The organism is Clostridium frigidicarnis, from assembly GCF_900111985.1.
Classification (GTDB): domain Bacteria; phylum Bacillota; class Clostridia; order Clostridiales; family Clostridiaceae; genus Clostridium_Z; species Clostridium_Z frigidicarnis.
In genome coordinates this window covers 40,833-66,461 of sequence record NZ_FOKI01000020.1, presented here as the reverse complement: position 1 = coordinate 66,461, position 25,629 = coordinate 40,833, and the positions used below count along the sequence as shown (strand labels likewise).

At 28.2% G+C, this 25,629-nt stretch carries 20 protein-coding genes; 15 read left to right on the top strand and 5 right to left on the bottom strand.

Annotated features, from left to right (window positions below; genetic code table 11):
* The 5 genes from BM119_RS12470 to BM119_RS12450 all read left to right on the top strand — a co-directional run.
* Positions 1 to 264, top strand: a 264-nt coding sequence (locus BM119_RS12470) for an EamA family transporter (protein WP_143087323.1), incomplete at its 5' end; no start/stop codon positions are given.
* Entirely contained in the window at positions 254 to 577 is a 324-nt protein-coding gene (locus tag BM119_RS12465) for an EamA family transporter (RefSeq protein ID WP_090041917.1), read from the top strand. The genes BM119_RS12470 and BM119_RS12465, both read left to right, overlap by 11 nt.
* A 139-nt stretch (positions 578 to 716) precedes the next feature.
* Complete coding sequence (locus tag BM119_RS12460) at positions 717 to 2,288, top strand: ClC family H(+)/Cl(-) exchange transporter (RefSeq protein ID WP_090041916.1); 1,572 nt, start codon at positions 717 to 719, stop codon at positions 2,286 to 2,288.
* Positions 2,289 to 2,552: 264 nt separating this feature from the next.
* Positions 2,553 to 3,932 carry a radical SAM/SPASM domain-containing protein gene (locus tag BM119_RS12455; protein ID WP_090041914.1) on the top strand — a complete coding sequence of 460 codons (1,380 nt, stop codon included), beginning with the start codon at positions 2,553 to 2,555 and terminating at the stop codon, positions 3,930 to 3,932.
* 288 nt (positions 3,933 to 4,220) lie between these two features.
* On the top strand, positions 4,221 to 5,483 hold the full coding sequence (locus BM119_RS12450) for an ABC transporter substrate-binding protein (RefSeq protein WP_090041913.1): 1,263 nt from the start codon (positions 4,221 to 4,223) through the stop codon (positions 5,481 to 5,483).
* 172 nt (positions 5,484 to 5,655) lie between these two features.
* On the opposite strand, the gene BM119_RS12445 is transcribed toward BM119_RS12450, so the two are convergent.
* Complete coding sequence (locus BM119_RS12445; protein ID WP_090041911.1) at positions 5,656 to 6,771, bottom strand: glycosyltransferase family 4 protein; 1,116 nt, start codon at positions 6,769 to 6,771, stop codon at positions 5,656 to 5,658.
* Positions 6,772 to 6,898: 127 nt separating this feature from the next.
* Between BM119_RS12445 and BM119_RS12440 the strand changes: the two genes are divergently transcribed.
* From BM119_RS12440 to BM119_RS12430, 3 genes are read left to right on the top strand one after another with little or no spacing between them, the layout of a single operon-like run.
* Positions 6,899 to 7,942, top strand: a complete 1,044-nt coding sequence (locus tag BM119_RS12440; protein WP_090041910.1) for a CotS family spore coat protein — start codon at positions 6,899 to 6,901, stop codon at positions 7,940 to 7,942.
* Positions 7,923 to 8,669: a protein kinase family protein gene (locus BM119_RS12435; RefSeq protein WP_090041908.1), complete on the top strand. Its 747-nt coding sequence runs from the start codon at positions 7,923 to 7,925 to the stop codon at positions 8,667 to 8,669. The genes BM119_RS12440 and BM119_RS12435 overlap by 20 nt, the downstream gene beginning before the upstream one ends.
* Positions 8,670 to 8,678: 9 nt before the next feature.
* Positions 8,679 to 9,677, top strand: a complete 999-nt coding sequence (locus BM119_RS12430) for a protein kinase family protein (RefSeq protein WP_090041907.1) — start codon at positions 8,679 to 8,681, stop codon at positions 9,675 to 9,677.
* Positions 9,678 to 10,139: 462 nt separating this feature from the next.
* On the opposite strand, the gene BM119_RS12425 is transcribed toward BM119_RS12430, so the two are convergent.
* From BM119_RS12425 to BM119_RS12410, 4 genes are all read right to left on the bottom strand, one after another.
* Positions 10,140 to 11,432, bottom strand: coding sequence for an NCS2 family permease (locus BM119_RS12425; protein WP_090041905.1), 1,293 nt, complete (start codon positions 11,430 to 11,432; stop codon positions 10,140 to 10,142).
* Positions 11,433 to 11,720: 288 nt separating this feature from the next.
* Positions 11,721 to 12,461: a TIGR03915 family putative DNA repair protein gene (locus BM119_RS12420; RefSeq protein WP_090041904.1), complete on the bottom strand. Its 741-nt coding sequence runs from the start codon at positions 12,459 to 12,461 to the stop codon at positions 11,721 to 11,723.
* A gap of 2 nt (positions 12,462 to 12,463) precedes the next feature.
* A complete protein-coding gene (locus BM119_RS12415; protein WP_090041903.1) occupies positions 12,464 to 13,768 on the bottom strand; it encodes a putative DNA modification/repair radical SAM protein in 1,305 nt (434 codons plus the stop codon).
* Between the two features lie 128 nt (positions 13,769 to 13,896).
* On the bottom strand, positions 13,897 to 15,021 hold the full coding sequence (locus BM119_RS12410) for a glycosyltransferase family 4 protein (RefSeq protein WP_090041901.1): 1,125 nt from the start codon (positions 15,019 to 15,021) through the stop codon (positions 13,897 to 13,899).
* Between the two features lie 109 nt (positions 15,022 to 15,130).
* On the opposite strand from BM119_RS12410, the gene BM119_RS12405 reads away from it, so the two are divergent.
* The 7 genes from BM119_RS12405 to cphA all read left to right on the top strand — a co-directional run bounded on the left by BM119_RS12405 (position 15,131) and on the right by cphA (position 25,553).
* Positions 15,131 to 16,135, top strand: a complete 1,005-nt coding sequence (locus BM119_RS12405; protein ID WP_090041899.1) for a CotS family spore coat protein — start codon at positions 15,131 to 15,133, stop codon at positions 16,133 to 16,135.
* A gap of 296 nt (positions 16,136 to 16,431) precedes the next feature.
* Complete coding sequence (locus tag BM119_RS12400; protein ID WP_090041898.1) at positions 16,432 to 18,468, top strand: glucose PTS transporter subunit IIA; 2,037 nt, start codon at positions 16,432 to 16,434, stop codon at positions 18,466 to 18,468.
* A 179-nt stretch (positions 18,469 to 18,647) separates the two neighbouring features.
* Entirely contained in the window at positions 18,648 to 19,529 is an 882-nt protein-coding gene (yabG, locus tag BM119_RS12395; RefSeq protein WP_090041896.1) for a sporulation peptidase YabG, read from the top strand.
* A 221-nt stretch (positions 19,530 to 19,750) separates the two neighbouring features.
* Positions 19,751 to 19,987, top strand: a complete 237-nt coding sequence (locus tag BM119_RS12390) for a Veg family protein (RefSeq protein WP_090041895.1) — start codon at positions 19,751 to 19,753, stop codon at positions 19,985 to 19,987.
* Between the two features lie 347 nt (positions 19,988 to 20,334).
* On the top strand, positions 20,335 to 21,903 hold the full coding sequence (locus BM119_RS12385; RefSeq protein ID WP_177199411.1) for a DUF3794 and LysM peptidoglycan-binding domain-containing protein: 1,569 nt from the start codon (positions 20,335 to 20,337) through the stop codon (positions 21,901 to 21,903).
* A gap of 217 nt (positions 21,904 to 22,120) precedes the next feature.
* A complete protein-coding gene (locus tag BM119_RS12380; protein ID WP_090041892.1) occupies positions 22,121 to 22,951 on the top strand; it encodes a cyanophycinase in 831 nt (276 codons plus the stop codon).
* Positions 22,938 to 25,553, top strand: a complete 2,616-nt coding sequence (cphA, locus tag BM119_RS12375; protein ID WP_090041890.1) for a cyanophycin synthetase — start codon at positions 22,938 to 22,940, stop codon at positions 25,551 to 25,553. Before BM119_RS12380 ends, cphA begins: the two co-directional genes overlap by 14 nt.
* Positions 25,554 to 25,629: the final 76 nt, after the last annotated feature.

The window sequence follows — 25,629 nt, the reverse complement described above, 5'->3', positions numbered from 1 at the left end:
ACAGGTCAACTAATGTGGAAAATAGGTGTAAATAATATTATGTTTTTACCAATAGGATTTTTATTTTATGGACTTGGTGCTATTTTTATGATTAAATCGCTACAAAGAGAAAAAATTATAGTGGCATATCCACTTATGTGTATAGGATATATAATTTCTATGTTTTATGGAAAAATCTTTTTAAATGAAGTCATAACTAAAAATAAAATTTTAGCAATGATTTTAATAATTACAGGAGTTTTTTTTAATTGCTATGATAAATAATATAGAAATTGTTATGATAATAATTATGACTTGGTTAGGAGCTTTGGGCGGTCTATTTTTCAAAAAATCATCAAGTAAAAAATCCAAAATAAATAAGTATTTATTTCGTGGAGGCGTTTTTTATTGTTTAGGAGCTCTATTAAATATAATACTTTTAAAGTATGTTCCGTTAACAATAATCTTTCCATGTAATGCACTTACATACATATGGACTACGTTAATAGGAAGATTTATCTTTAAAGAAACTATAACAAAATATAATATATTAGGTTTAATGCTAATAGTAATAGGATTGTATTGTTTGGTTTTATAGTTTTAGTTATTCTACGAAATTTAGAAAATAAATCTGTTGAATTTTTTCATGCATAATGAAACCACGCTTTTTCTGAATCAATGGTTAATAACTCTCAATTTTTAATTCAAAAAATACATAAGGGAGTGAGAAAAAATTTATGATAAATGAACCAGGAGATGTGGAGAAAACATTAAATAATTGGTATGACTTTAGATTTAAAATTGTTTTAGAAGGAGTATTAGTTGGAATATTTACAGGCCTTATTGTTGTAGCTTATAGAGTTCTTTTGGAGAAAGCTTTAAGCTTCGGTAAATGGATGTATAGCATACAAACTAATAATCTATATATTATACCTTTATGGATAATTGCTATGTTAATATTAGCAATTATTGTTGCGTATTTAATTAGATGGGAGCCAATGGCTTCAGGAAGTGGTATACCACAGGTTGAGGGGATTCTTATTGGACACATGTCTGCTAATTGGATAAAAGTAATAATAACTAAATTTTTAGGCGGTATATTATCTATTGTAGGTGGATTAGCAGTAGGAAGAGAGGGTCCATCAATACAGTTAGGTGCATCTATTGGACAAGGATTTAGTAGGGTATGTAAAAGATTAAAATTAGAAGAAAAATATTTAATTACAGCAGGTGCATCAGCAGGACTTTCAGCAGCCTTTAATGCACCATTATCAGGAGTTATATTTTCTTTAGAAGAAGTACATAAAAGTTTCTCACCAATAGTGTTAACATCAGCATTAGGGGCATCCATAACAGCAGATTTTGTATCTAAGCAATTTTTTGGTATGAGACCAGTTTTTGATTTTAGTGTTGCAAAAATGTTGCCATTTAAATACTATGGGTACCTAATAATCTTAGGCATAATAATAGGTCTTATGGGAGTATTGTTTAATACAGCTTTGCTAAGCACATTAAATATCTATGATAAATTCAAGTTTTTTAATGGGTTAAAAAAGATGATACCAGCATTTATGTTTTCAATAATAGTTGGATTAACTTATCCCAATGCTTTAGGTGGGGGACACGGATTAGTTGAAATACTCGCTGATGGGAACATGACATTAAAATTAATGGTGATTTTAGTCATAGTTAGATTCATATTTACTATGATTAGCTATGGATCAGGAGCACCAGGCGGAATATTCTTACCTTTACTAGTAGTTGGTGCATTGTTAGGTGGGATTTTTGGAACATTATTAAATAGTATTTTGGGTGTTCCAAATGAATTCATAATAAATTTTATAATACTTTCTATGGCTGGATATCTAACAGCAATAGTAAAAGCACCTATAACATCAATTATTTTAATAACTGAGATGACTGGATCGTTCTCACACTTATTATCTTCAGCAATTGTATGTATAGTTGCTTATGAGACAACAGAACTATTAAAATTAAAGCCAGTATATGAATCATTATTACATAGAATACTTTCAAAACAAGGTGAGAAATTTGATTCAGAAGAGCATAATAAGGTGCTATTGGAAATACCAGTTGTAATGGGATCAGCACTAGATGGTAATATGATAAAAGATATAAAATGGCCAAGCAAGTGTCTTATAGTAGCAATTAAAAGAGGTAATGAAGAAATAATACCTAAAGGAAATACAAAGATATTTATAGGAGATTATGTAGTTGCACTTACAACGGAGCAGAATTCTCCAAGTGTAAATGAAGAACTGCATGAATTAACTAATAATAATGTTTAATCATAAAAACAGCTTTATATAGCTGTTTTTTTTCTTTCATGTGCCTAAAGTAAGATAATTTAAAAACTTAAACATATTAATAAAAATAATTGAATATATTTGAATATAAGTATTAGGTAAATTGCTTTAAAAAATTAAGTTGAGGGGATGATACAACTTATTAATAAAGTATTAAATGCTACTTTATTTATGTAAAATATGTATAAAAATCAATATAAAATTATATAAATTATACTAGTTAGTATAAAAAAGTGGGGTGTAGTTATGAGTATTATTGAATCCATGGAAAAGGGGTTTAAACAAAAGACTATATCAATGATTACAGATATGTTAGATAAGAGTCCAGAAAAAAATATAGAAAAAATTTTTTCATTGGTAAAGAAGTTAGCTAAAGATGGAGAAACTGAAAAAAATGTGGATAGCATTTACAAGTATTACATGGAAAATCAGTATACTAGAGAGTTTATTTTAGATATACTGAAAAATACAAATAAGAAATGTTTAAATAAGTTTTTCACTAATTTTCTTGCAAATGCTGTTTGGTACGGTATGCCTAAAAGAGCACAATATCTAGAGAAAGAGAACACAAAAGTTCCATTTGTTCTGTTAATTAGCCCATCAATGAGATGTAATTTAAGATGTGCAGGGTGTTATGCTGCTAATTATGATAAAAAGGATGACTTAACCTTTGAAGAAGTTGATAGAATAGTTGGAGAGGCTAGAGAACTAGGAATATATTATATAGTTGTATTAGGTGGGGAGCCATTCTTCAATGAATATATGTTAGATATATATGAAAAGTATGATGATATATTATTTACTCCGTTTACAAATGGAACTTTATTTGATGAAAAACTAGCAGATAGAATAGCTGGTTTAGGAAATATAATGCCTATGTTCTCATTGGAAGGGTTTGAAAAAGAGACTGATGCAAGAAGAGGAAAAGGCACATTTAATAAAGTTATGAATGGAATGGATTTATTAAGAGAAAGAGGAGTTTTATTTGGGGTATCATCAGCTACTGGAAGATTTAATATGGATACTGTAAGTTCCGATGAATTTATAGATATGCTTATTAAAAAGGGAAGCAAAATGAGTTGGTATTTTATATTTATGCCAGTTGGAGATTCTCCAAGCATAGATTTAATGCTGAAACCAGAACAAAGAATAGAACTTGGAAGAAGAGCAAGACATATAAGGACTGAAAAACCATACTTTACTATAGATTTCTTCAATGATGCTCCGTATGTTGGTGGATGTATAGCAGGTAAATATTATTGCCATATAAACTCAAAAGGCGATGTAGAACCTTGTATATTTGCTCATTTTGCATGTGATAATGTAAAGAATAAAAGTCTTATAGATGTATTTAGAAGTCCTTTCTTTAAGGAGTTGAGAGCTAGGCAACCTTATAATGATAATTTACTTATGCCTTGTATGATGATAGATAATCCAAATGTAATAAGAGAAGTAGTTGGAAAAAGCGGAGCTAATCCAACAGATAGTGGAGCAAAGATGATGATTAGTGATAGAGAATATATGACTTCTTTAGATAATCTTGCAGCTGAATTTAAACCTTATGCTGAAGAAGCATGGAAAAAAGATTTTAATTCTAAGGGGAATTTAGAAATGTCTAAGGGTTAAAATATATAATGTATATTAGGAATATCCAAAAAATAACAAGTCAGTATGATAGTCTATTTCATACCATACACTGCGTCAGTAATATTAGTTCATAGCTTGCGCTATGAACTAATATCACATCCTTGTCTGGCATGAAATACACATGACATCTTTGACCTGTTATTTTTTTATTAACAGTAATAGAAACTGGATATAATGAACTTTATTATATGTAGCTTTATCTTATTAAATATTTTTGATATTATAATTAGTATATTAGTATATTAATGAAAAGATGGGTGAATTAATTTGAAGAAAGTTTTTAAAAGTATAATTATTATTTTATGTATGTTAATTCCTCTTACATTTACATCATGTTACATAGATAATAGAAAAGAAAAAAGAATACTGGGTGGTGAATTAAACATACTTACCTGTAATGAATATAGACCCTATATAGATAAGGCAGTAGAAATATATAAAGCCTATCATAAAGGGGTTAAGACATCAGTTACAACAACAACACAAGAAGGTATATATGAAGCAGTTTCAACTAATAAAAATTATGATTTAATTACTTTTCCAAGTACAGATATGTACAGATATAAAGATTATTTAGAAGATGTTAAACCGTATGTAGGAGACTTTATTAATGATTTTGATAAAAATAAGTTAGAAACTTTAAAAATAGAAGAGGAAATGAAAGGATTTCCAATAGATTCACGAGCTATGGCTATGTATTATAGAAAAGATTTATTAAATAACTTGGGTATATCGGAATTAGATATAAATACATGGGATAAGTTTATAGAGTTGGGGAAAACCTTAAAAGAAAAAATGGGAATAAAGCTTATTTCTGTGAATTTCAAAGGACAAGATTCATTTTATAATCTATTAACAAATCAGTTGCTTGAAGATTTTGCAGATAATGATGATTTAAATTTGTTTAATAATAAATCGTTAATGGCTTTTGAAATGATAAAACAATTATATGATTTAGATCTTATAAATATAGTAAATGATGAAGATTTACCTATAAAAAATGCTTTAGATGGAGATACTCTTTGTTTCTTAGGAAGTAATGCTGAGATTTATAGGGTGGAAAATTACATAGAAAATAATGAGTTTAATGGTTCTTTAGGAGTTAATAAAATACCATCATTTGAGCCAGGAGGAAATAGATCCGTGGTATCTGTACTTAATAATGTTGGTATAGTTAAAACATCCAATAATAAGGATGTTATTAAGGATTTTTTAAAGGTGTTATTAATAGATAAAGATGTTTTAGTTGAGGGAATAAACAATAATATGATACCTGTATATAAACCCATATATTTTAATGATACTTTTGATAAAGGAATACAAGTTTTAGATAATGACAAGGCATTAAGGAAATTTGAATATATATCAAGATATGCTTATGTAAGAAACATATCTAAGAATTACACTTTAATAGATGATTTTATAGATAAAAATATTATAGAAATTATAAGTGGGAATAATATACACACTAATCTTAAAAAGTATGAGGAAGACATACTAAAATTAATATCAGAAAAAGAGGAAAAATAATTTAACTAAATAAGGCATCTGAAAAGAATAACAAGTCAGTATGCTAGTCTATTTGACTTGTTATTTTCTTTCATGTACCTAATATAAAATGTAAAAGCCATTGGATTATATGTTATCCAATGGCTTTTATAAATATTAAAAGGAGTTGATGTATGTCTCTATAGCTTTATTATTAACAAGATTCGTAAATATTATTCAGTGCATCTAAAGTTAATTTAGCGGTTTTATTCCAAGAAAAATTGCTACTGCGTTCAAGAGAATATCTAGATAAAGACTCACTTACATCAGAATTGTTTAGAATATTCTCTAGTAACATTATCATTTCATCAGTAGAATAAGGATTAAATGTCATACCACCATCCCCTATAACTTCAGGTATAGAAGTCAAATTTGAGCACAGAACAGGAGCACCACAACACATTGCTTCTAGTACTGGTAGACCAAAGCCTTCATAGAAGGAAGGGTAAACAAATAGAGAACATAAACTGTAAAGAGTAGCAAGTGTCTCTTCAGCACAGTATCCTAAAAAGTATACTTTTTTATCCATATTGATAGATTTAACATAGTCCTTTAGTTTTTCACCTTCATCTTTAACAGAACCAGGAAGCACTAAAATATAATCATTATCTAATTTAGCTTGCTTAAATGCATCAATAAGTCCACGTACATTTTTTCTAGTGCTAAATCCACCAACATAAAGTATAAAGTTCTTATCTATACCGAAGGTTTCTTTTAAATAACTTTTACATGCGTCTTTAGGATACGGAGTATAGTTGGAATTAGCAGCTAATGGGGTAACATAAATTTTGTTTTCATCAACAGGAAAAAATTTAAGTATATCTTTTTTTGAATGTTCAGAAACAGTTAAAATTCCATTAGATTTTTCTATAATGGAAGGCATTTCTTTAATAAATTTTGTTAAGTAGCCTTTTCCTACAGTTTCGGGTAGGGTATATGGTATTAAGTCATGTATAGTAACAACGTATTTTTTTGCTCCTTCACCTAAAAGTCCTATTCCATTTTGAGGTACCATAAATAAATCTATATCTTCTTTACGCAAGTGATTAGGAAAGTAGTCTTCTTGGAAAAATTTATGGTGGCGTCTTGATGTCATTATTATTTCAGAGTTGGATTTTTTAAATGAGTCATAATTTCCTAAAGACCAATAAAGGTAATATTTATTTAATTGGTCTATATTTAATAAAGAATTTAATAAATTCTCAGTATAAGTGCCTATTCCCGTTCCCCTATACCAATTGATAGGACGAGCATCAATGGCAATTTTCATAAATTTCACTCCTAATTTATAACTATACTAATATAAATATTATACTAATGTAAAAATGTGCAAGTTATCACAATAAATATAAATAATTCATATAATAAGAAATAAATGCTATTTCGGAGGGAGACTTTTGAAACTAGAATATATAAAGAGTCTTATAGAGGAAAATTACAATATAAATGTTAAGGAACTATGGAAAATAAAAAATATCTTCAAAGTAGAAGATTATAATGGGAAATATTATTCATTGAAAAAAATATCATATGAATATAGACATTTTAATTTTATAATAAATGCTATTATTCATTTACAAAAAAACGGATTTGATGGAACTTTAGATTTTATAAAAACTAAAAATAATTCTAATTATATTCAAATAGGTGAAAGAGAGTTTGGATATATGAATCCATGGATTATATGTAGAGAAAGTAACTATGATAATCCAATAGAAGTAGAAAATGTAGCTAGATTTTTGGCAAAACTTCATTTAAGTAGTAGGGGTTTTGTAGTAAATGAAGATATGAAACCAAGGATAGCATGGCTTGCATGGCATTCAACCTTTGATACAAGAAAAGATGAAATATATGATTTTAGAAAAAGGATTAGAAAGAAAAAAGATAATACCAGTAAATTTGATAAACTTTATTATGAGTATACAAAAAGAAACATAGAGCTTTGTAATGAGAGTTTAAAGAGTATAGTACAAAGTAATTATATAAACAGAATGAGAGATGAGATGGTATATAGGGGGTTTTGTCATCATGATACTGCTCATCATAATTTGTTAATGCTTAGGGATAATTCTTTAAGAATAATAGATTTTGATTATTGTATTTTAGACACTCATTTACATGATTTAGCTAGTCTAATTATAAGAACTTTAAAGAATGGTAAGTGGAGTATTGAAAAATCAATAGATATAATAAATGCTTATAGCGAAATATACCCTATATATTATGATGAATTAGCAATAATAGCTGCCTTTATACAATTTCCACAAGATTTTTGGCAAATAGGTATTCAATATTATTGGGAGCAAAAAGATTGGGGAGAAGAATTTTTTGAAAAGAAGTTGTGTAAAATTTTGGATGATACAGAAGAAAAGAATGAATTTGCAAAAAACTTAAAGTGGGTTATGAAGGAGGGAAATTTTAATGAAAGAATTAGATTATAAAGATATAAACGAATTTCTCTCAAATAGGGGAGTTGTAATTGAAAAACTAGAGGACATCTCTGATAAACAATTAGATTTAGATACAATAAAGGCTTTAAATGAATTCCATAAGTTATCTAAAGGATATAAATTCACATTACATGAAGTTATACCAAGCTTTTTAGGTAAAAGAGTAGAAGATTGTTTAGTAGATACAATAAAATTAAAACGTTTTATTCAGAGAGAAGAAAAGAAAGCTAATAGTACAGAAGGTGAAAAAATTATTTTGCAGTTATCTAAGAAGATGATAAGTAGATGCGAAAAAGATATAAATAATATTTCAAGAGATGAATATAGAACATTAATAAATCGCTCAGTAAATAATATGGAAGTTTGTGTAGGAAATTCATGCGATGAAAATATAAAGCTTGTGGATAATATTATATATATTGGATCAGTAAATCAATGTAATTATAATTTAATTGAGGAGGACTATATAAAACTAATATTATGCTGGAAAAAAAAATTAGAGTATATAAATTTAAAAGAGATAATAAGTTATATCTGTTATTTAGAAAATCTAGATGATATAAGCTACAAATATATTGAAGGATATATAGATTTTCCATATAACTTTATGAAAAATTTTAATAGATATAGAGAGAAAAAGAAAAATTGGAATGAAGATGAGTATAAAAATAAAATATTGAGAGGCATAGAAAAGGATGGGTTAAGCATTTTAAATTAGGAGGATGGTATGGATTCTAAATATGGCAATAGAAAATTTTTATGTGAATATAATTTATCAACTGATTTTCTTGAACATGTTGGATTAAAGCCTAAAGATATATTTCCAATTAAAAAAGGGTATATTTTAGAATGTGAAAATGGAGTATTTTACATGAAAAAAATATATAGCGAGGATAATATAAGGATATTAAAAAACCTTATAGAAAACTCTAATGAATTTTCAGAGGATTACAATATATTCGTAGCTAATGATTTAGAGGAATTATATTATTTTTTAAATATGCCAAGTAACACAATATGCAATTTAAATAATATGAATGATTTAAAAAATATAGCTAAAAAATTAGCTTCTATTCATAAAAATTGTACAGAAAGGGAGATGAGTTTATTAAGAGAAATTAAGGTGGAAAATATTAAAGAAGAGTTCAATATGGCATTTGATAATATTTTATTTTATAAAAAAATAGTAGATGGATATATTTATAAAAGTAAGTTTGATGAGTTATTTATTGAAAATATAGAGTGGATATTAAAACAAATCAATATAACTACAAACGAGGTCATGGAATTTAATTATAATGATATATGTAGGGAAGAAAGATTGAAGTGTCTTTGCCTGGGAAATATAGAAGTCAGTAATATACTAATAAAGGATGATAAATGTTATTTTGTAGACATTGAAGATAGTTATTTAGGTATAGGTGCTATAAACTTAGCAAAATTTCTTTTTGAAATATTAAGATATTTAAATTATGATATTGAAAGGGGAAAAGAAATAATAGAATCATACAATGAAGTTAGACCTATATCAGATATAGAGTTTAAGATCATGTATTCTTATTTAAATTATCCTAAAAATTTAATAGAGCTAGTGTGTAATTACTATAACAAGAACCAGATGTTTGATGAGAGTGTATTTATAAATAAATTTAATAAGGTTTTAGAATCGAGGGACGAAAAAAATACTTTTATAAAATGGTTTTATGATGAGTACGTTGAAATTTAGAATTATGTAAAAAGAGTGTGGGTATAAGCAACACAGACTAGCTGGCTGTGTTGCTTATACCCACACTCTTTTATAAATTTCTGTTTTAAATTATACATTCCCATAATAATAAAATTCTCTAATGAAAATAGAATGATAAGCGTTAGTAAAAAAAGCATTAAATACACCATATATATTTTTGGATTAAGATGACTTTCTATACTATGTAAATTTACAATAATTAAGTTAACTTTATGTGTAACTAAAAAACATTAAACATATATAAGTTTTTTTAAAGTTGAAAGCTTTAATTAGTGACAAGTACAATTCAAGGAGAAAATCTATGATTTTCAACCCCAACTTGTCACTTGTCACTATTCAGTAAAAAATGGCATAGCCACTTTTTTTACTATAGGATATTATAAAATTTCGAATCTGTGGATAACTTTGATAACTATTAAAAAAGGGCGCAGCCTTTTGTTCTTAAGTGTTAATTACATGTAAAACAAAGTATATAAGGAAAATTACAGATATACAATATGTTGCTAAAGAAACTTCCTTATGTTTTTTTGCTGCAAATTTGGCTATAGGATATGATATAAAACCAAAAGCAATCCCATCAACTATACTGAATGTTAAAGGAATCAAAACTATTATTAGAAAAGATGGGAGAGCTTCAGTAAAATCTTTAAAATCAATATTAGTAACATTAGACATCATTAAGCATCCTATTATAACTAGAACAGGAGAGATGGCAGCTGGTGGTATTATTTTTATTACTGGAATAAAAAATAAAGATAACAAGAACAGAAACCCAGTAAATAAAGCAGTTAATCCTGTTTTTCCACCTTGAGCTATTCCAGCGGCACATTCAACTGTAGAAACAGATGGGCTTGTGCCCAATATTCCACATAGTGCACTAGATATAGCTACAGCATGTAATGCTTTTTTAGTTTTATGAGGCGCATTAAGTAATCCATTTACTTGACCATGTAAAAGCCCAATATTCTCGAATATAAGAACTAATGTTAATGAAAATGTTGCTACCCAAAATGAAATACTATTAATATTACCAAAATCCATAGCAAAAAATATTTCATTATATTCATTAAAATTTGGCAATGAAAAAGATAATGTAGATAAATCAACTATTCCTAAAAATACAGAAATAATTGTTCCTCCAATTATACTTATTAAAAAGGCTCCCGGTACATTCATAATGAATAAAACTATTGTTAATATCATTGCAAGAATAAAAGCTATAATAGTTGGATCACCTAAATTAGCTAGTTTAATAATAGTAGAGCTATCAGGAAGTAAAAAACCACAGTTTTTAAGCCCTATAAATGTTATAAAAAGTCCAATACCTACTGAGATTGATTCCTTTAGATTATGAGATATAGATTTTGTTATAATATCTGCTAAAGGAGTAAAAGCTACTATACAAAATAAGATTCCAGCTACAAATACAGCAGCTAAAGCCTCATTAAAGGATAAACCCATAGTTTTTACTATGGTGTATGTAAATAAAGCATTTATTCCCATACCAGGCATTATAGCAAGTGGGGCATTACTAATAAGTGCAACTAAGATGCATCCAATAAGAGAAGCAAAAACAGTTGCAAGAATCAAGGGTTCCATCTTTGCACCACTAGCACTTAATATATTAGCATTTACTACTATTATATAAACTGCGGCAAAGAAAGATGTAAAAGCGGCTAAAAGTTCGCTTTTTACAGTCACATTATGTTCATTTAATTTAAAAAATTTTTTCATAAGTCCTACCTTCTTTATTTTTGTATTGAGTATCTGAAAAAATAATAGGCCATAGATTTCAGGTATATTTGGGATAAGACAAAGAGTTAAAAGTCATTCATAGTGGTGCTATGGGTGACTTTTGATCATGAAGTATTATGGCAAACAGACAAGAATACTGGACTATTATTTTTTGAAGATTCCTTAAAAAATTGGGTTTGAAATAAGCTTAAATATTATAACATAATATACTAGAATTTAGCAAAAAATCAGAAAAATTAATAAGAGTCTTATCATGTATATATAATATTAGAAATTATCAAGTTCAGTTATATTCTTCCAATATCTATAGGGCATATGAAGCTTTTGCAATTTATAATTTTTCCGTTCTTTTATATTTGTATAATTAAAGTAAACATTCCAAAGTTTTTCTGTTATATCAATGTATGAATAGTTGTTAAAATTAAAATCAAAGTCAGCTACTATCCACGATTTATTAGTATATATTCCTGCAATATTTCTTTTTGTGTCATGTATTATAAATTTTTCATTTGATAGCCTTTTGACGAAGTGGGGCATTAAAATAGGAATAATATTATTATCAGGTTCAATTTTAGAATATAAAATATTATCATTTAAAGTTCTAAAACGTACAAACCCTTTAAACCTATGATTTTCTAAGGTGACTTTTTTCACAATCTTATTGAATTCAATTACAATTTCATTGTGAAGATGAAATTTAATATCAGCACCGATTTTAAAGGCTAAAACCAAATATTTGTATATGCAAGTATCTGTATTATAATTTAAATCATTTAAATATGCTAAGTATATATTTTTAAGAAATTCATTATCTAGTTTACTCATAATTGTATATTGAACCTTTTGGGCTATAATATCATCTGTTTCAATAGATATATAATTATCAATAAAATTTGAAATTACAATATTCTCCCTCGAAATTCTATCAGGTTTTGTATCTAATAAATAACTATTATAAATTGAGCATAGAAGGCCATAGAAACTTCCATCATATATATAAACATTCATAATTATAAATCTCCATGTAATCTTGAATTTAAATCATTGTTTATAAAATTTTTTTTAAGAGTATTTTCATCAAAAAATGAAAGTTGGAATTCATTTATACTAGGTTCAAGTTTTTTGTTTTCTAGTTTATTCTTTATTGAATTTGGATCAAACAAAGTATTACCATAATATTTTCCTTTGCATGTTATAAAATATTGAGCTCGTTTAATTACTACACCAAGTTTTTTTAAATTATCGAAGGATAATAGTTGAACTTTTCTTGTTAAAACAATTCTTTTAGCACTTTTAAATCCTATTCCAGGGATTCTTATTAAAGTATCATAGGAAGCACTGTTGATTTCTATTGGAAATAAATTAATATTATTTATTGCCCAATCAGTTTTAGGATCTAATTTTATATTAAAATTGGGGTTGTTGTCATTAAGCAATTCATGAGACTTAAAACCATATAATCGTATAAGCCAATCTCCCTGGTATAATCTATGTTCCCTCATAATAGGGGGTGATTGTATATTGGGAAGATTAGGAGAACTATTAACAGGGACATACCCAGAATAATAAACTCGTTTAAGATTAAGAGTATTATATAAAGTTTCTGATAGCTTCATAATTTTCAAATCACTTTCAGGAGTGGCGCCTACTATTAATTGTGTACTTTGACCACCGGGTATAAATAAAGGTGAGGTTTTTAAACTTTTATTTAAATCCTTATGTTCATGTATTTTATTATTGATAAAACGCATAGGTTTTATTATATTTTCTTTTTTCTTTTGTGGTGCTAATAACTTTAGGCTGTTAGATGAGGGTAACTCTATATTTACGCTCATTCTATCAGCATACAGACCAGCTTCATTTATAAGAGAATCATCTGCACCAGGAATTGCTTTGACATGAATATAGCCGTTAAATTTATAAGTTTGTCTAAGTAGTTTCAAAGTTTTTACTAATAATTCCATGGTATAGTTAGGATCTTTAAATATAGCTGAACTTAGAAATAATCCTTCTATGTAGTTACGTTTATAAAAGTTTATAGTTAAATCTGCAATTTCTTCAGGAGTAAATGCAGCTCTTGGAACATCATTAGAAACTCTATTTATACAATAAGCACAATCATAAATGCAATAATTTGTTAAAAGAATTTTTAAAAGAGAAATACATCTGCCATCAGGAGTGAAGCTATGACATATACCGGAATCTGATGCATTACCTATTCCATTGTTGTTTTTTCTTTTACTTCCACTAGATGAACATGAAACATCATATTTAGCAGCAGTAGATAATATACGAAGTTTATCAAAACTATCCAAAATAAGATTCAACCCCTTAAATATATAATTTGTCTTAATCAAACAATATTATTATAAACGAATGTATGTTCGGTGTAAATGAAAATAAAATCACATACCAAAAATTTAATGGTATGTGAAAAATAAATTTAGAGATTATTCATAATATTATTATATGCTAGGAGTGTAGAGTGTGCTGTATTATTCCAAGTAAACATACTATTTCTAAAAATACCTTTTTTTATCAATAAGTGTTTTAATTCAGGATTTGTTAATACTTCGACTATAGAATTTTTTAGATTATCCATATCATTTGGGTTTATTAGTATAGCAGCATCGCCAACTACTTCAGGAATAGAAGTTACGTTTGAGCATATTACAGGAGTTCCACAGGCCATTGCTTCTAATGGAGGCAAGCCAAAGCCTTCATAAAAAGATGGATAAACAAATAATTCAGCTGCATTATAGAATAAGGGCATATATGAAGGTGGAATAAATCCAGGGAATAATACATTATTTTCAAGATTTAAATCTGAAACCCTTTTTTTATAAAGTTCATAGGAGATGCCATGTTTACCTAGTATAACTAATTTTGTGTTTTTGGGAATATTGGGTATAGCTTTACTATAGGCATCTATAAGACCTATTATATTTTTTCTAGGACTAAATCCACCAACATAAAGGATAAAATCATCAGATATTCCATAAACTTTTTTTATAAAATCTTTACAGTAGTTTTTGTTTAATGGTTTGTAAATTTTTTCACTTGCTAATGGGGTTACAAAGATTTTTTCTTTTGGAAAGTTAAAACATGAAGAAATATCATCTTTTGAAAAATTTGAAACTGTAATAATTCCATCACAATTACTTATTATAGAAGACATTTGTTTATTAAATAAATCAAGATAAATACTACCAACGGTTTCTGGAAGTTTTATTGGAATAATATCGTGTAATGTTATAACCAAAGGACAAGTTTTAGGGAAGGTAGCACCAATCCCATTTTGAGGATTGTGGTATAAATCTATAGAAGAATTAGTGGGTGTAGAGGAATTAATACTATTCCAAAAATTGTTTTTTAATTTTGATGAGATTTCTATTTCAGAAAAATTATTATTTAAATTTATATCTAAATTGTAATCTTTAGCGATATAAATCATATAATTATTTATATCATCTATATTATTGAAGGCTTCAATTAACTCATAGGTGTAGGTACCTATACCTGTTCCTCTATACCAAATAGCAGCTCTGCCATCAATGCCTATTTTCATAAGTACAAATCCTTTCATACTTTGCTATATTTTATTATATTGCATAAATGCAAAAAATGTTAATAATTAATAACACATAAACATATAAATTAAATGGGGGGTGACTAATATGATGAGAGAATTTGAAATAGAAAGACAATTTGATATAAAAATTGAAACAATAAAACCAAATAAAGGTGTATATTACTTAAAGACTAATAAGGGTGAAAGGTGCTTGAAAAAAATATCTTATGGTCCTCAAAAATTACTTTTTGTTTATGGGGCTAAAGAACACTTAAATAAAAGTGGCTATGATAGAGTAGATAAATATTTTTTAAACATAAATGGAGAGCCTTTTGCATTAGTTAATGAGGACTTATACACATTATCTGAATGGATTGATGGAAGAGAATGTGATTTTAACAACAAAGAAGAAGTTACCAAGGCAGCTAAAAATTTAGCTGAGATGCATCTTGCATCTAGAGGGTATGAACCACCTGAAAATAGTAAATTAAAAAGTGATTTGGATAGATGGCCTCATCTAATAGATAAAAGATCAAAGGCATTAGAAAAAATGAATGATATGGCTAGAAAAAAAAGAGATAAGACTGAATTTGATATGATTTATATGAAAGCATTAAATTTTTATAAGGATTTGTGTAAAAGGGCTAAAAATACATTGAATACATCAGAGTATGATAACATATGTAGGGAGTCAGAGGAATTAAAAATATTTTGCCATCATGATTATACTTATCATAATATAATCATAGATAAAAATGATGAGTACAATATTATTGACTTCGATTATTGTAAAAGAGAAATTAGAGTATATGATATATCTAATTTTATGATTAAAGTATTAAAAAGAAATAATTGGGATATAGAGTTTGCTAAAGGAATTATAGAGGGATACAATTCAATTTGGCCATTAGAAAAAAGAGAATATAGGATTTTACTATCATTTCTTATATTTCCTCAGAGGTTTTGGAGACTTGCTAATAGATACTATTACAATGAAGTTACCTGGGGAGTTAACACATTTATTAAAAAGATAAATGAAATAATTGAAGAAAAGGATGAATATTTGAATTTTATAGAAAAATTTAAAGAAGAGTATAAAGAAGAGGAATAATTATAACTAAATAATATAAAAATAAGCTATGGATTAATCCATAGCTTATTTTTATGAATTTAAACAAAAAATTAGCAAACACTATTAGAATAAAATGAAAACTTAAAATACATCCTTACTCTTTTTATATTGACTTTAACAAATGATAGTAGTAGAATAAAAAAGTAATTTTTTATTCGGGGTAAAATTTTAAACTTGTAATATAAGACACATTGAGAAAGGGAGTTAGGGGATTCCTTTTTTTAATCGTGTCTTTTTTAATTATAAAGAATTTCTAATTACGAAGGAGGAGAAAAATGAAAAAGTTATTTGCGGTTCTTCAGAAGATAGGTAAATCATTAATGTTACCTGTATCTGTGCTTCCAGCAGCAGGTCTTTTATTAAGACTTGGTCAACCAGATTTATTAAATATACCATTTATGGTTACAGCAGGAGACGCTATTTTCCAAAACTTATCAATGATATTTGCAGTTGGTGTTGCAATTGGGTTCTCAGGTGGAGAGGGCGTAGCAGCACTTGCAGCAGTTGTTGGTGAATACATATTAGAAGGAATTATAAAATTAGCAAGTGCAAATGCAGCAACAGCTGCGGCTACAACTGAAGCTGTTGCTCAAGGCATTACACTTGATGCATTTAAATTAACAGCCGATTATAGCGATATAGTTTCACGAAACACTATAAATATGGGGGTTTTTGGGGGAATAATTATAGGTCTTACAGCGGCCATACTTTATAACAAGTATCACAACATAAAATTACCACAAGTTCTAGGATTCTTTGGAGGAAAAAGATTTGTACCGATAGTTACATCTGTTGTAGCTCTAATAATAGCATTTATAGGTGTAAATGTTTGGCCAATACTTCAAGGTGGGATTGATGTATTTGCTCATTGGGCGAGTACATCAATATTTGGACCAGCATTTTATGCAGCTGGAAAGAGATTATTAATACCAATTGGATTACATCATATGTATTATCCAGCATTCTTATATCAATTTGGAGAGTTTGTTTCCAATGGAGTAACTTATTTTGGAGATTCGGCTAGATATTTTCATGGAGATCCTGCAGCAGGAGTATTTATGGCATCAGAGTATCCAGTAATAATGTTTGGACTTCCAGGAGCAGCACTTGCAATGATATTTGCAGCTAAGAAAGAGAATAGAAAAGCGGTTTCAGGTATGCTTGTATCTGCAGCATTTGTTGCTTTCTTAACAGGAATAACTGAGCCCATAGAATTTTCATTTATATTCGTTGCACCATTATTATTTGTATTCCATGTTGTTGCAGCTTTTGCATCAGGAATAATAACAAGCCTTTTAAACATAAGACTTGGATATACGTTTTCTGCATCGTTTATAGATTATGTATTAGGATTTAAATTTGCAGGAAATCCTTGGTCAATATGGATTGTAGGAATAATTTTCTTTGCTTTATACTTTGCAGTATTTTATTTTTCTATTAAGGCGTTTAATCTTAAGACTCCAGGTAGAGAAGATGCTGAGGATGATGAATTAGCTGAAGTTGGAATTAAGGATTTAAAGGGTCTAGAAAAAGCAGCAAGAGTACTTCAATCTATTGGAGGAAAAGAAAATATTCAGGTTTTAGATGCTTGTATAACTAGATTAAGATTAACTTTAGATAATACTGAAGTTGTAGATAAAAGAACATTAAAAGCACTTGGAGCAGCAGGTATAATGGAAGCTGGAAACAGTGTTCAAGTTATATTTGGAACAGAAGCAGAAAGAATTAAAGATGATATAAGAAAGCTTATGTCAGATGAAAATTTATTAAAAGAATCATTAAAACTAAATGATGTTGATATTTCAAGAGATTTTAAAGAAGAAATAAAAGAAAAAGAGGCATCAGAAGTAAGAATATCTTCTGATACATTGATAAATCCAATAGATGGTAAGGTAGTAGAACTTAGTGAAGTTCCAGATGAAGTTTTTTCACAAAAATTATTAGGCGATGGATTTGCAGTTGATACTACAGGAAACAAGATATTTGCTCCAACATCAGGAGAAGTAGTTGTACTATTTCCAACTAAGCATGCAGTAGCTATAAATGCAGAAAGTGGATTAGAGATATTAGTTCATATAGGAATAGATACAGTTGAACTACAAGGAGAAGGATTTACATCACATGTAAATGTGGGAGACAAAGTTAAAAAAGGAGATTTACTAATAACTATAGATAGAGATAAAATATTATCTGCTGGAAAAAGTTTAGTGACTCCTGTGATTATAACTAATATGGATAAAGTTGAAGAATTAAAAACGAACTTTGGAGAAGAAAAAGCTCTCAAAGATGTATCAGAAATAAAAATTAAATAATGTTACTATTAAAGAGGTCTAGTGAATTAAAACTAGGCCTCTTCTAAGTTTCAAATAGATTAATTGTAAAACACATCTAAAGCTTAGGATTAGTTGACGAAAATTAAAAACACAATGGTGACATATTAATTTATAAAGCATATTATAACATAGTATAAATAATGTTAAGGGGAAGTCTGATGAAGATAGGTGATATTGTAGTTAGAAAATCTTACAAAAAAGATATTGCTTTTAAAATAATTGAATTGAAAGAAGACAAAGATGGTAATACACTATATATACTTAAAGGAATGAATTTAAGAATCATTGCAGATGCACCTGAAAATGACTTGGAAATAGTAAGAGATGATTATAATGGGGAAAAAGATATTGTCTTTAATAGGGCTGTAAAAGATGCAATAAGTAGGATTATAGGACATCGAAGCGATACCCATGATGGGACAAGTCTTAAGAAAATACAAAAAACTGAAAAAATTGTACAGTCTAAAGAGCTGATATTTGGAAGACCGGGAAAGATTCTTCATATTGATGGAGATAATTCTTATTTAGAAAACTGTCTTAAGGTATATAAACAACTTGGTTTAATTGCAGAGGGGTTTCCCGTTAAAGAGAAAGATCAGCCAACAAAGGTTATAGAACTTGTTAAGACAGTTAAACCGGATATTGTGGTTTTAACAGGTCATGATGGTATGATAAAAGAAGCAACAGATTATATGGATATTAATAATTATAGAAACTCGAAGTATTTTGTCCAGTCTGTAATAGAACTTAGAAATTATAATTCAAGTTATGATGAATTAGTTATATTTGCAGGGGCATGTCAGTCTTGTTACGAGAGTATTTTAGATGCAGGAGCAAATTTTGCCAGCTCACCAAGTAGAGTATTAATTCACTGTTTAGACCCTGTATTTATATGTGAGAAAGTCGCATATACAAATATAGAGAAAATAGTACCTATAAATGAGATATTAGAAAATACTATAACTGGAGTAAAAGGAATAGGTGGTCTTCAAACTAGAGGCAAATATAGAGAAGGTTACCCTAAATCTCCATATATATAAAACTATTAAATAGTCAAATATGCTACAAAATATATATGTTTTAAATTTGTAGCATATTTTTTTTCGTGTTTGAGAATAATAGTATATATAAATTATAAAAAGTATGCTGTTAACAGAAAATTAACATTGACATTAGTACTTATATCGTGATAAAATATTAAGTTTGATTGACAAATGAGCTGTAATCACGTATAATATAAAGTGGAAAGAGGGTGTTTAAAATGGAAAAACGTAAAACTCTTTCTTCCATAAAACAAGATATAGAAAGCCATGTAGGCGAAAGGGTTACTTTAAAGGCAAATGGTGGAAGAAGAAAAATATTAGTCAATAGTGGAGTATTAGAAAAGACTTATCCAGCAATATTTATGATAAGGTTGGATAATGACACCCAGAGGACAGTGACATATAGTTATTCAGATGTTTTGACAAAGACAGTTCAAATAGTTTTCGGAAAATAAAACATAAGTGGTTAAGAATTTAGTTCTTAACCACTATTTTTTTTTATATATTTAATATGAAGGGTTTGGCTTTATGCACATAAAAGAAAATGATTATATATGTATTTAATTTTTGCATAAAAAAAGAAAGATGGTAAAGTCCATCTTTCACTATGGTATAAAGGGTATTGAGAATTTATGAGAGGTTATATGGTCTATAACTATTTAAAATTTTACGTCAAATTATGATAAATGTCAACAAATTTCTAACAAAATCTAAAAGTATAAATTAAATTTATAAAAGTATATGCATATTTTAGAGCAGTATATAATATATATTAAATAGGAATTTTATGGGAGGGATAAAAATGGCTGAATTAGAACTTCAAAAAGAGAATATAGAATATGAGCAATTTCTTGGGCAAGGTACAAGTGATGCTGTTGTTAGGGGAGAGTTCTTAATTCCTGACACTCATCCAGATGTTTTAGAAATCCTAATGCTAGATGTTAGACCGGTGATAAGTAATAAAGAAGTAATGCAGGATAAGGTTTATGTTGAAGGACAATTAAATTACAATGTACTATATTTAGCAAGAGAAGATGAAAATATGGGAGTTCATAGTGTTAATTACAGTGATAAGTTTTCCAGCTATATAGATATATCAGGTGTGGAATATAGAATGAATTGTGAGATAGAATGCTATGTTGAACATATTAACTCATCAATAATAAATGAAAGAAAAATAGGAGTGGAAGGCATATTAACAATAAGAAGTGATGTGTTTAATAATTGTAATATTCCTATAGTTAGAGATATTATAGATAGCGATGAGATACAAACTTTGAAAAATCCAGCTGAAGTTGATAGATTAGTTTGTAGGGATGAATTTGAAATGCCTTTTAGTAGTAATGTACAAATTCCTATGGATAAGCCACAAATTGATAAAATATTAAAACAGGATTTAAATATTCACAAACAAGATATAACATTGTCAGAGGGGAAAGTAAATATATCAGCATTTGTTAAAATTGATACCGTTTATAGAACAAAAGACTCACAAGAGTTATATACTGTTCAAGATGATGTTTATGTAAATAAAGAATTTGAAGTTGGATCAGTAAATGACTCCATGATGTGTCTCAATAAATTTAATATAGGGGGCATAGAAATACAAGTTGAAGAAAATGATTTGGGAGAGAATAGAATACTAAATTTAGACTCTAAAATAGTAGTAGATGCCAGCATAATAACAAAGGAACAATATGATGTTATAGAGGATGCGTATTCTCCTAAATCTATAATAGAAATAGATAAAGAAAAATATAAATTGAATGTTTTACATGGTCATAATTCAACAGAAATAATAGTAAAGGACAATATAGAGTTATCAAAAGATGAACCATTACCAGTACAAATATTAACAACTAAGGGAAATGTAATAATAACAGATAAAAAAATTATTGATAATAAATTAATGATTGATGGAGTAGTTAAAGTAAATGTACTGTATAAAAATAATGTAGAGGATAAATGTGGATATTCTAATATATCAGAGGAACTGCCATTCTCAACATTTTTAGAAATACAAAATATAAAGGAAGATATGCAGTTTATAGTTAAATCAATGTTAGAATCAATAGAAGCTAGTATTGAGGCAAATACTATAGCAGTGAAAGCAATTATTCATGTATGTGGATATGTTATGTACAGCATATCAAAAGATATTTTAACATCTGTAAATAAAAAGGATGAAGCAAAGCCTGAAAAAAAAGCTTCATTAACAATATATATTGTACAACCTGGTGATAATTTATGGTCTATAGCAAAGCACTATTCAACTACAGTAGAGCAACTAATATCACTGAATGGAATTGATCCAATTCAGTTGATAAAACCAGGAGATAAACTTCTTATACCAGGAAGAGCTTTAATATAAAAAATATAGAAAATTAAATTTAAATATATAAATAGAAAGCGAAGAGTATAAATCTTCGCTTTTTTTATGTCTAAGTTGTTTTATTAATAGGTATAAAATTAACTTCATGGTAAAGACTAGAATTATGAATCGATGACCTAAATACATATGAAGTTTTGGTGAATAAATACTAATTTTGTGGGTAAAATATAGAATACAGTTATAAGAGGTGGTGCAAATGAAAGAAATTATTAAGGGAAAACTTATAATAATTGGAGGAGCTGAAGATAAAGAGGGAAACAAAGAGATATTGAAAATAGTTAGAGATAGTATAGATAAAAATACTGGCGAATTAGTTATAGCAACTATAGCAACTACAAACCCTAAAGAAGCTGGTGATAAGTATAATGAACTATTTAGCAATTTGGGTGTGAAAAATATATCTATACTAGATGTTCAAAGTAGAGAAGAAGCACATAGGGAAGAAAAAATATCACTAGTAAAAAATGCAAAGCTTATATTTTTTACAGGCGGGGATCAACTTAGAATAACTAGTATAGTAGGAGGAACGCCTCTTCATAAAGAGTTAAAAGATGCATATTCCAAAGGTTGTATATTTGCAGGTACATCAGCAGGTGCTTCGGTTATGAGTTCAACAATGGTAGTTAATGGAGATGATGAAGAATCACCTAAAAAATGTACTCTAAAAATGGCACCAGGTTTAGGTTTGATTGATAGAGTTATAATAGATCAACACTTTGCACAAAGAGGAAGAATTGGAAGATTACTAGGTGGCGTAGCTGAAAATCCAGATGTTTTAGGAATAGGAATAGATGAGGATACAGCTATAATTGTGGACAACGATGGTAAGTTTACAATAATGGGTTCAGGTGCAGTTTATGTTATAGATGGAAGTTGTATTTCTTATTCTAATGTATCAGAGCAAAATCAAGATGAGGTTTTATCTATGTTTAATGTGAAAATGCATATACTAAAAGAGGGAAACAACTTTAATTTATTAACTAGAAAACCCTTAGAGGAGGAAAGGCTTAATAATGAAAATAATTAACTACAGAATATTTGAAGGTAGGAATGTATATTCCCATAGAAAATGTATTAGAGTTGATTTGGATTTACAGGGTTATAGTGAGATTCCTACTAAAGATATAAGAGGATTAAATGAAAAACTTGTTTCATCACTTCCAGAATTAAAATTGCATCGCTGTGGAATTTACGAAGAGGGTGGGTTTGTAACAAGGTTAGGTGAGGGAACATACTTAGCTCACGTTTGTGAACATACAACTATAGCTTTACATGAAAGGTTAGGATTAGATGTCTCATATGGTAAAGCTAGAGTAATTGAGGGTGAAAGATATTATATAATTTTTCAATATAAATATAAGCAAACAGGGTTAGCTTTAGTAAAGCTAGCTGTAGATTATTTAAATTCATTAATTTCGCAAAAGGACTTTAACTTACAACAAAGATTAGATTCAGTTAAGATTATTTTAGAAAAAGAGAGTATAGGACCAAGTACAGAAGCAATACTAAATGCAGCTAAATCTAGAGAAATTCCATTTGTAGAGCTTTTTGATAGTGGTATTTTTCAAATTGGATATGGAAAAAATAGCTGTATAGTAGAAGCCACTATAGCGAATGATACAAAATGTACATCTGTAGATATAGCTTGTGATAAATATATGACAAAAAAAATATTAGAAAATCAATGCATACCTGTAGCAAGAGGTGGAAAAATAAATAGTTGTTTAGAAGCCTTAATACAAGCAGAAGCTATAGGATATCCTGTGGTTTTAAAACCACGTTTCGGAAATCATGGAAATGGAGTCGTCGTAGATATAAAAACTCAGGCTGAATTGGTAAATGCATTCAAAAAAATTAAGGATGAGTTTAATGAGATATTAATTGAAAAACATCATGTAGGAAATGATTTTAGAGTATGTATGATAGATGGAAAACTTATTGCAGCATCTTTAAGATTACCTCCCTATATAATAGGTAATGGTAGAGATGACATAAAGTCCTTAATCTATGAGCTTAATTCAGATGAAAGAAGAGGAGAAGATCATGAAAAACCTCTAACAAAAGTAAAAATAGATTCAACAGTAACAAGAACTTTAGATAAGTATGGATATAGTTTGAATCATGTTCCTAAAGTCAATGAAAAAGTATTTTTAAGAGAAAACGCAAACATATCAACAGGTGGAGTTGCAGTTGATGTTACGGAAAAAATATGTAAAGAAAATATAATACTTTTTGAAAGAGTAGCAAAATCACTAGATTTAAATATATGCGGAATAGATGTTTGTGCTATGGATTTATCAATACCTTTATATAATCAAAATGGAGTTGTAATTGAGGTGAATGCAGCACCAGGAATAAGAATGCATCATTATCCATTTGAAGGAAAAGAAAGAGATGTAGCAGGGGCTATAATAGATATGATGTTTAAAGACAAGATTAAAAGCATACCATTAATATCTATTACAGGAACTAATGGCAAAACAACTACCACAAGGTTAATTTATCATACACTAAAAATCATGGGATATAAAGTAGGGATGACAACAACATCGGGAATTTATATAAATGATATATGTATAGATAAAGGTGATGATACTGGTTTCGAAAGTGGAAGAACTGTACTTATGAATAAAGACGTAGAGGTGGCAGTTTTAGAAACAGCTAGAGGCGGTCTTATAAGAAATGGACTTTGTTATGATTTGGCAGATGTGGGCTTGATAACCAATGTATCAGATGATCATATAGGGATAGATGGAATAGAAACAGTTGAGCAAATAGCTAATGTGAAATCATTGGTTACAGAGGCTGTAAAAGAAGATGGATATAGTGTATTAAATGCAGATGATCCAGTTAGTATGTCACTATTAGAAAGAGCAAAGGGCAATATAATAATTTTTTCCAAGCATGATGATAATCCATATTTATTAGATAACATAAAAAATGGTGGATATGGTGTATATATAAAAAATAATTCTATATATATAGAGCAAAATAAAAAAATATTTTATATAGCTGATGTAGATGAAATACCTATAACTTTTAATGGGCTTTTAAAGCATAACATAGAAAATTCATTAGCAGCATGCAGTGCATTGGTTGGACTAGGAGTTGATTATTGCACAATAGCTAAAGGAATAAAAACTTTTAGGTCTAACGAAGAGAATAATCCTGGTAGATTTAATGTTTTTGAGGTTAATAATGGAAAAGTAGTATTGGATTATGGTCACAATCTTGATGGATATAAGGCGGTATTAAGTTCACTTAAGAAAATGAAACATAATAAAATAATAGGTGTTATAGGTGTGCCGGGAGATAGGTTAGATTATCAAGTTAAAGAAGTAGGACGATATTGCGGAGAGATGCTTGATAAAGTATATGTAAAAGAAGATAAGGATAAGAGAGGAAGAGGAAATGGAGAAATAGCACAATTACTAAAAGAAGGTATCTTGTCGTCTAAAAATCACAAAGTATCAATTGTGCTTGATGAAGAATTAGCATTAAAAGAAGCCTTAGACTCTATGGATAGAGATGATATAGTAGTTGTATTTTTTGAGGAGTATGAAGAACTTCTTAAAATAATTAAAAACCATGAAAAAAATAAAATAAAGAATAATGCGATAAATCAATAAAAATTATAAAGGTTATTATAAAATTCGTTAATAGAACTTTATAATAACCTTTAATATTTACGAATAAAATTTGACA